Raw genomic sequence first — 7,320 nt, forward strand, 5'->3', positions numbered from 1 at the left:
CCGGGTAGCCGGCCCTGCCCTCAACCTGCTGCCAGGCCCTTGCCAGCCCGTTCCAGGTTGCGCCACAACCACACCGGCAACACCTCCGGATCAAGGCTGTCGATCAGGTTCTTCAGGGTCAGCCCCAGTTCGGTATCGCCCTCGATCACCAGGCGGCGGCGAAAGAACAGGGTATCCGGGTCTTCCTGACGGCTGGCCAGCAGCAGGAACTCGCGCCAGTTGCCACGAATGGTCACATCGGCCTTGGCCCGCTCGGCAATCTGCAGGCCCTCGCGGTTGCGCGTGAGGTACCAGGCCAGGTCCAGGTCGGGGATGCGCAGGCACAACCAGCGCCCGCGCAACAGGTCGAACTCGCCGTCGCGCAAGGGCTCGGCCAGGCAGCGGTTGAGCGCCTGCTGCAAGGCCACGCGCTGGATCACGAACGGCACCCGGCGCACCAGCGGCAGGAGCTTGTCGGCGCCTTTCAACAGCCATTGCTTGCGACTCAGCACAGGCCCGCCTCCTCGACTCGCAACATACCCGCCTGGCCATGCCAGTAGCCGTTGCAGCCGTCGACACAGAGCGGTGGCGCCTCCCCCTGACGCACTCGGGCAAACGCTTCGACCACCTCAACCATGCCCTGAGCCCGCGGGCTAAGACGCAGCAAGTCGGCGCCGCAGGCTTGCAGCCCGGCATAATCGGCCAACAGGTTAGTGACCTCGGCGGACATGGTCTGGATACCGTTGAGGGTGAACAGCGCCTGGCCTTCCTGGCTGCTCAGGGCCAGGCCGTCGGGGTAGTTGATGCAGCAGAACTGGCAGTCGTCCTTGGGCCGGTTTTCTGCCCGGGCGGTAAAGCAGCGCGCTGAGTACGCCAGCGGCAGGTGCCCATAGGCAAACACCTCCAGCTGCGGCAACGCCCGGCCCAGTTCGGCGACCTGATCGAGCACGGCGCGGATCAGCGTTGCCGAGCATTCCACCGGCGGCACCCAGCGGATCATCCCGCAGTCGAGCAGTTTGGCCACGGCATGACCGTTGTACAGGTTGAGCGCAGGCCCCGCCACGAACGGCAGCTTGCGCTCGGCCAGGTACTGCACCGCGCCCATGTCGTTGGCCTCCACCAGCAGCTCGCCGTTGTCGCACAGACGGCGCAGGCTGGAGAGCTCGGAAGCGGCTTCGATCAGGGTCAGGCTCGACAGCACGATCTGCGCCGGGCTTACCGCCTGCAGCTCGCGGCCCAGGCCAAGCCAGTGGTCGAGGCCCATGGCCCGGCGCTTGGAGCACACGGTTTCACCCAGATAGATCACATCCAGGGGCAAGGCCGACATTTCGCTGTAGAAACGCCCCAGTTGTTCCTTGTCCCAGTAGTACAGGACGGGTCCTAGGCTGAGTTTCATGTCCAGTCCCTCATTGCCATGATCGATGGTAAGCACCCAGGGTGGTCTGGCTGCCTTCGGACAAACCGGCCAGCACCTGGCGCCACTGGTCCTTGACCGTGAAGCGTTGCGGCGCCAGGCGATGGGCATCGAGCGCGGCGCGCCAGACCTGGGTGACCTGCTCGACATAGGCCGGGCTGCGCTGGCGGCCCTCGATCTTCACCGCCTCCACGCCCATGGCGGCAAGCTTCGGCAGCAGGTCGAGGGTGTCGAGGCTGGTGGGTTCTTCCAGGGCATGAAAGCGCTTGCCGTCGACCACGAAGCGGCCCTTGCACAAGGTCGGGTAGCCGGCGGGCTCCTCGGGTTGATAGCGGTCGATCAGCACTTCGCTCAGGCGCGCACTCAAGCCCTCGGCGTCTTCGCTCCAGCGCACCGCCTTGGCCGGCGAGCATACGCCACACAGGTTCGGCGACTCGCCGGTGATGTACGACGACAAGTGGCAGCGCCCCTCGGCCATGATGCACAGGCTGCCGAAGGCGAAGACTTCGATCGGCACCGTGGCGCTGGCCGCCACCTGGCGCACCTGGGCCAGGGACAGCACCCGTGGCAACACCGCGCGGCGGATGTTGTAGTGTTGGACGTAGAACGCCAAGGCGCGGGCGTTGGTGGCCGAGCCCTGGACCGACAAGTGCAGGTTCAGTTGCGGGTGGCGCTCGGCCGCATAGCCCAGCACCCCGGGGTCGGCGGCAATCATGGCATCGACGCCATGGTCGGCGGCGCGGTCCACCGCCCGTTGCCAACGCTCCCAGCCCTGGGGTTGCGGGTAGGTGTTGACCGCGACATAAAGCTTGCGCTGGTGTTGGCGGATATGGGCGACAGCGGCGTCGAACTGCTTGTCGTCCATGTTCAGGCCGGCAAAATGCCGGGCGTTGGTGTCATCGCGAAAGCCGACATACACCGCATCGGCGCCATGGCGCACTGCGGCTTTGAGTGCAGGCAGGTTGCCTGCCGGGCAGACCAGTTGCATGGGTTTTCCTCATCAAAGAAACCTATCTCCACTGGCCTGCACGGCAAACTGTCGAGCACGCCCGGAGCACTGGAAAAAGCGCTGCCAGTCTAGCCAGCGCTCCCAGTAGAACCTTGACGGCAATCAAGGTCGCTCACTGCATCAGCTCGGCAAATGCCAGGAACTGCACACTGTCGTGCTTGTGCACCTGCTGCTCGCAGTCCACCACTGCCAGGCCATCGGCCCAGCAGGCGGCGCTGAGCATGGCCGAGCTTTGCTGAGGGTGCAGTTGCACGCTGGACTGACCGCCCGCCTCGGGCAGCAGCCGCGCGCGCAGGTACTGGCGGCGCTTGTTGCGTTGCAGCCAGTCGAAACCGGCAGGCAGCGCCACCGGGCGCGGCAGCACATCGCGCACGCCCTGGGCGCGCAACAGGAACGGCCGTACCACCACCAGCGCGGTGATCAGCGCCGCAGCCGGGTTGCCCGGCAGGCCGATCCACGGCCGGCCCGCCACCTCGCCAAAGGCCAGGGGCTTGCCCGGCTGAATCGCCAGGCGCCAGAAATCGACACTGCCCAGCTCTTGAATAGCTTGTTTGAGGTGATCCTCCTCCCCCACCGAAACCCCGCCCGAAGTCAGCAGCAGGTCGCATTCGGACGCAGCCAGGTTCAGCGCGTGCTTGCTGGCTGCCAGTTCATCGACCATCACCCCGTAGTCATGCACCTCCACGCCCCAGCCTTGCAACAGGGCGGTCAGGCAGTAACGGTTGCTGTTGTAGATCTGCCCCGGGGCCAGGGGTTGGCCTGGCTCACGCAGCTCATCGCCACTGCTCAGCAAGCCAACACGCAAGGGCCGATGAACCTCGACCCAGGCCACCCCGCAGGCCGCCAGCAGGCCCAGCTCCTGGGCGCGCAGGCGCTTGCCGGCTTGCAGCAGCAGGTGGCCTTCGCGCACCTCCTCGCCAGCCTTGCGCACGTGCTCACCCAAACTGGCGCCCGGCAGCCAGACCTGCTCGCCCTCGACCCGGCACAACTCTTGTGGGGCCACGGTGTCGGCGCCCGGCGGCAAGGGTGCGCCGGTGAAGATCCGCACCGCCTGCCCGGGCTGCAACGGGGTGTTGGCCTGCTGGCCGGCGGCGATGCGCCCGGCCAGGCTCAGGCAACCACCGGCGCTCGACAGGTCGGCCGCCCTGAAGGCAAAGCCGTCCATGGCGCTGTTGTCCCAGCCCGGCAGGCTGCGCGGGGCATGGATATCAACCGCCAGCACGCGGCCCAGGGCGTGTTCGAGCACCACCGTCTGCGCCGCTGGCGGTGCTGGCGCCTGCTCGAGCAAATGGCGGATAGCCTGATCGACCGGTATCAACTTGCCGCTGTCGCAGACCGGCGCGTTCATGACCGCGCCTCACAGGCCTCAAGGGCTTGCTCGGCCTGGACTTTAAGGTGCGGCGCGAAGTTGCACGGGCCGGTGCGGCTGTCCAACTGGTTTTCGAGGATCTGCGTCCAGGCCGTGCGACAGGCCCCGGGCGAGCCGGGCACACAGCACACCAGCACGCCGTTGCTCATCCCCGCCAAGGCCCGGGACTGCAGGCTGGACATGCCGATCTCGGCCAGTGACACCTGGCGGAACAACTCGCCAAAGCCTTCGACATGCTTGTCCAGCAGCGGCAGCACCGCTTGCGGGGTGTTGTCGCGGACGGTGAAGCCGGTACCCCCGGTGGTCAACACCACCTGCACTGCGGGATCGGCGATCCAGCGCGAAAGAGTCGCACGGATCTGGTAGATATCGTCCTTGACCAGGTCGCGCTCGACCAGCACATGCCCGGCCGCTTGCAGCAGGTCGACCAGGGTCTGCCCGGAGCTGTCGGTGGCGTAGGTGCGCGTGTCGCTGATGGTCAGCACGGCGATGTTCAGGGGGGTAAAGCTGCGTTGCGCCAGATGGGCCATGGCCTGGGCTTCCCGTGAGATGTGGATGGGCCCAAGCCTGAACCTAAAGCCTGGGCGAACCTATTCCTCCTTGGAGGTATCTCTTCGGCTCAGGGCGCCAGGCGCTGGCGGGTCCACTGCCCGCCCTGACGACGGTAATCGAGACGGTCATGCAGGCGGTCGGCACGGCCCTGCCAGAACTCCATGCGCTCGGGTTTCAGACAGTAACCGCCCCAGTGCTCGGGGCGGCGCAGCGGCTGCTCGACGAAACGGCGGATGGTCTGCGCCAACAAGGCTTGCAGCTCATCACGGTCGGCCAACGGCTGGCTCTGCGGCGATGCCCAGGCGCCCAGGCGACTGGCTTCGGGGCGTGAATCGAAATAGCGATCGGAAAGCTGCGAATCAATGCGCGCCACCGGCCCCTCGATGCGCACCTGGCGCTCCAGCCCCGGCCAGAAGAAGGTCATTGCCGCATAGGGGTTGGCCGCCAGCTCCTGGCCCTTGGCGCTCTGGTAGTTGCCAAAAAAAGTAAAGCCCTCCTGGTCAAAGCCCTTGAGCAACAGCACCCGGCAGTGCGGACGGCCCTCGGCGTCGACGGTGGCCAGGTGCATGCTGTTGGCCTCGACCGGCTCGCGCTCGGTCTCGCGGGCCTGTGCCAACCACTGCGCAAACAAGCTCAACGGCTCCAGGGGCGCTGCGGCCTCCTGCAGGCCACCGAGGGTGTAGTTGCGACGCATCTGGGCAAGGGACAGCGGCATGGCGGTGATCTCCTGTGAAGTTGTGCGCAGTCTGTAAGCTGCGCCACCGGCACACCTTGATCGCCATCAACACCGCAGGTGTTACTTGAGGCCCAGGCGTCGGGCCAGTTTGTGCAGGTTGCTGGGGTCCACCGCCAGCAAGCGCGCGGCGCTGGCCCAGTTGTCGCAACTTATGCGCAGGGCCTGGTGAATGGCCTGGCGCTGGCAGGCATCGACAGCCTCGCCCAGGGAGGCAAAGGCCAGGCCGGGTTGCGCCGGCACATCGGCCAGCGGTGTTACGGACGGTGTGCTGTCGAGATCGAGTACTTCGGGCTCCAGGGTGATGATCAGGTTGCGGCTGCCGTCGCGGCTGAGCTGTTTGAGCGCAGCGCGGCTGATCACATGCTCAAGCTCGCGCACGTTGCCCGGCCAGGCATAGGCCAGCAGCGCCCGCTCGGCCGCCGCCGACAGGCGCAGGCCGCGCAAGCCCAGGCGCGTGCGGTTGAGTTCGAGAAACTGCCCGGCAATCATCAACACATCGTTGCCGCGCTCGCGCAGCGGTGGGATCGGCACCGGGTACACCGACAGGCGATGGTAGAGGTCGGCGCGAAACAGGCCGTCGCGAATGCTGTCGGGCAAATGCCGGTTGGTGGCGGCGATGATGCGCACATCCACATGCAACGGCTTGTCGGCGCCCAGGCGTTGGATTTCACCGTTCTGCAAGGTCCGCAGCAGCTTGGCCTGGACGCTCAACGGCAGCTCGCCGACTTCATCGAGAAACAGCGTGCCGCCGTTGGCCGCATCGAAACGCCCGGCGCGGTCGCTGCCGGCGCCGGAAAACGCCCCTTTGACATGGCCGAACAGCTCGCTTTCGGCCAGGGATTCGGGCAAGGCCGCGCAGTTGACCTGGATCAGCGGCTTGTGGCTGCGCCGCGACAAGCGATGCAGGCGGCGGGCGAACAGCTCCTTGCCGACCCCGGTTTCACCCAGCAGCAACACCGGCAGCTCCGAGTCGGCCAGCACCTCCAACTCGTTGAGCAACTGTTGCAGCACCAGGCTGTGGCCGAGGATCTCGCCGTCCTGCAGTGGCCGGCGCAAGTCCAGAGGCTCGCTGCGCGACAGGCGCAGGCTGCGATTCTCCTGCTCCAGGCGTGTGACCCGCAGGGCCGCTTCGATCTGCAGGGTGCAGCGCTTGAGCTCATCGCGGGCGTCGCTGCCGAAGGTCCCGGCCTGCAGTGCATCGAGGGTGATCGCGCCCCACAGCTGGCCCTCCACGTACAGGCTGACGCCCATGCAGTCATGCACCGCCAGGGGCTCGTGCACAGCGGTGTCGAGCAAGCCGTCGTAAGGGTCAGGCAGACGGCTGTCGGGCTCGAACCAGGTCGGCTCGCGCGACGCCATGATCGCGGCCAGGCGCGGATGCTGGGCAATCACGAAGCGCCTGCCGAGGGCTTCGTGGACCAGGCCGACAGTGGCCAGCGGGCACAGGCAGTCGCCCTCAAGACGCAGCAGGCCGACGGCGCCACAGTTGAAGTACTCGCGCAGGGTCTGCACCAGACGCTGCAAGCGCACGGCATTGGGCAACTCGACGATCAGGTCGGCGGCCAGGCTTTCACGCAACATGGTAGTCATCACCCTCTGTGGTTGTCTCTACCCTGAAGTATCGGGTGAATTTCACCACACCCGGCACAATCGCTCTTGATTTCGGGCAACTAAAGCTGGCATGGGCGATGCAACCCCCTGGCAATCCTTACATCACGAACCAGGAAGCCCGATGAACCCGACCGAACTGATCGCCCACATCCTCACCCGCTACCACGACCGCCACCGTCAGCAACTGCCGGAACTGATCCGCCTGGCCCGCCGTGTGGAGCAGGTCCACGGCGGCCATGAACAGTGCCCCAATGGCCTGGCCGATCACCTGCAAGACATGCAGCAGGAACTTGAAGGGCACATGCTCAAGGAAGAACAGGTGCTGTTCCCGCTACTGCAACGGGGCATGGGCCGGCAGGCCTCGGCGCCGATCCAGGTGATGCGCCTTGAGCATGACCAGCATGGTGAGGCGCTGGCGCGCTTGAGCCTGCTGACCCACGACATCAGCGCGCCTGACGGTGCGTGCAATACCTGGCGCACCCTGTACCGAGGGCTGGAAGAGTTTCGCGAGGATTTGCTGGAGCATATTCAGTTGGAGAATGATGTGCTGTTTACCAACGCGCAGGCTTGAAACACGCGCGCGCGCCTGGCACCAAGGCTGACAACACCGCCCTCACAGGCCATGGCACGTTGCAACAAATGTGGGAGCC

Annotated in this window: 7 protein-coding genes and 1 pseudogene; 1 reads left to right on the forward strand and 7 read right to left on the reverse strand. The window is 66.2% G+C overall.

Annotated features, from left to right (window positions below; genetic code table 11):
• Positions 1-20: 20 nt before the first annotated feature.
• The 7 genes from ubiT to norR form a co-directional block, all read right to left on the reverse strand.
• The gene (gene ubiT, locus M5G17_RS22650; RefSeq protein WP_273895121.1) at positions 21-491 is read right to left on the reverse strand and encodes a ubiquinone anaerobic biosynthesis accessory factor UbiT; all 471 of its coding nucleotides are present in this window, start codon (positions 489-491) and stop codon (positions 21-23) included.
• Entirely contained in the window at positions 485-1,375 is an 891-nt protein-coding gene (locus M5G17_RS22655; protein ID WP_273895122.1) for a U32 family peptidase, read from the reverse strand. Before M5G17_RS22655 ends, ubiT begins: the two co-directional genes overlap by 7 nt.
• A gap of 10 nt (positions 1,376-1,385) precedes the next feature.
• A complete protein-coding gene (gene ubiU, locus M5G17_RS22660; RefSeq protein WP_273895123.1) occupies positions 1,386-2,381 on the reverse strand; it encodes a ubiquinone anaerobic biosynthesis protein UbiU in 996 nt (331 codons plus the stop codon).
• A 133-nt stretch (positions 2,382-2,514) separates the two neighbouring features.
• On the reverse strand, positions 2,515-3,750 hold the full coding sequence (locus M5G17_RS22665) for a molybdopterin molybdotransferase MoeA (protein ID WP_273895124.1): 1,236 nt from the start codon (positions 3,748-3,750) through the stop codon (positions 2,515-2,517).
• On the reverse strand, positions 3,747-4,301 hold the full coding sequence (gene moaB / locus M5G17_RS22670; protein WP_273895125.1) for a molybdenum cofactor biosynthesis protein B: 555 nt from the start codon (positions 4,299-4,301) through the stop codon (positions 3,747-3,749). Before moaB ends, M5G17_RS22665 begins: the two co-directional genes overlap by 4 nt.
• Before the next feature lie 89 nt (positions 4,302-4,390).
• Positions 4,391-5,038 (reverse strand): pyridoxamine 5'-phosphate oxidase, encoded by a 648-nt coding sequence (pdxH, locus tag M5G17_RS22675; protein WP_273895126.1) that lies wholly within the window; start codon positions 5,036-5,038, stop codon positions 4,391-4,393.
• 81 nt (positions 5,039-5,119) lie between these two features.
• Positions 5,120-6,640, reverse strand: a complete 1,521-nt coding sequence (norR, locus tag M5G17_RS22680) for a nitric oxide reductase transcriptional regulator NorR (RefSeq protein ID WP_273895129.1) — start codon at positions 6,638-6,640, stop codon at positions 5,120-5,122.
• Between the two features lie 166 nt (positions 6,641-6,806).
• On the opposite strand from norR, the pseudogene M5G17_RS22685 reads away from it, so the two are divergent.
• Positions 6,807-7,241, forward strand: a pseudogene (locus M5G17_RS22685) (hemerythrin domain-containing protein); the annotation flags it as partial.
• Positions 7,242-7,320 lie beyond the last annotated feature (79 nt).

Source organism: Pseudomonas rubra, from assembly GCF_028656935.1.
GTDB classification, from domain to species: Bacteria; Pseudomonadota; Gammaproteobacteria; order Pseudomonadales; family Pseudomonadaceae; genus Aquipseudomonas; species Aquipseudomonas rubra.

Bases quoted from the DNA above. Each gene is read 5' to 3' on its own strand.
- M5G17_RS22655 (WP_273895122.1), bottom strand. From the start codon at position 1,375: ATGAAACTCAGCCTAGGACCCGTCCTGTACTACTGGGACAAGGAACAA.
- moaB (WP_273895125.1), bottom strand. From the start codon at position 4,301: ATGGCCCATCTGGCGCAACGCAGCTTTACCCCCCTGAACATCGCCGTG.
- ubiU (WP_273895123.1), bottom strand. From the start codon at position 2,381: ATGCAACTGGTCTGCCCGGCAGGCAACCTGCCTGCACTCAAAGCCGCA.
- norR (WP_273895129.1), bottom strand. From the start codon at position 6,640: ATGTTGCGTGAAAGCCTGGCCGCCGACCTGATCGTCGAGTTGCCCAAT.
- pdxH (WP_273895126.1), bottom strand. From the start codon at position 5,038: ATGCCGCTGTCCCTTGCCCAGATGCGTCGCAACTACACCCTCGGTGGC.
- M5G17_RS22665 (WP_273895124.1), bottom strand. From the start codon at position 3,750: ATGAACGCGCCGGTCTGCGACAGCGGCAAGTTGATACCGGTCGATCAG.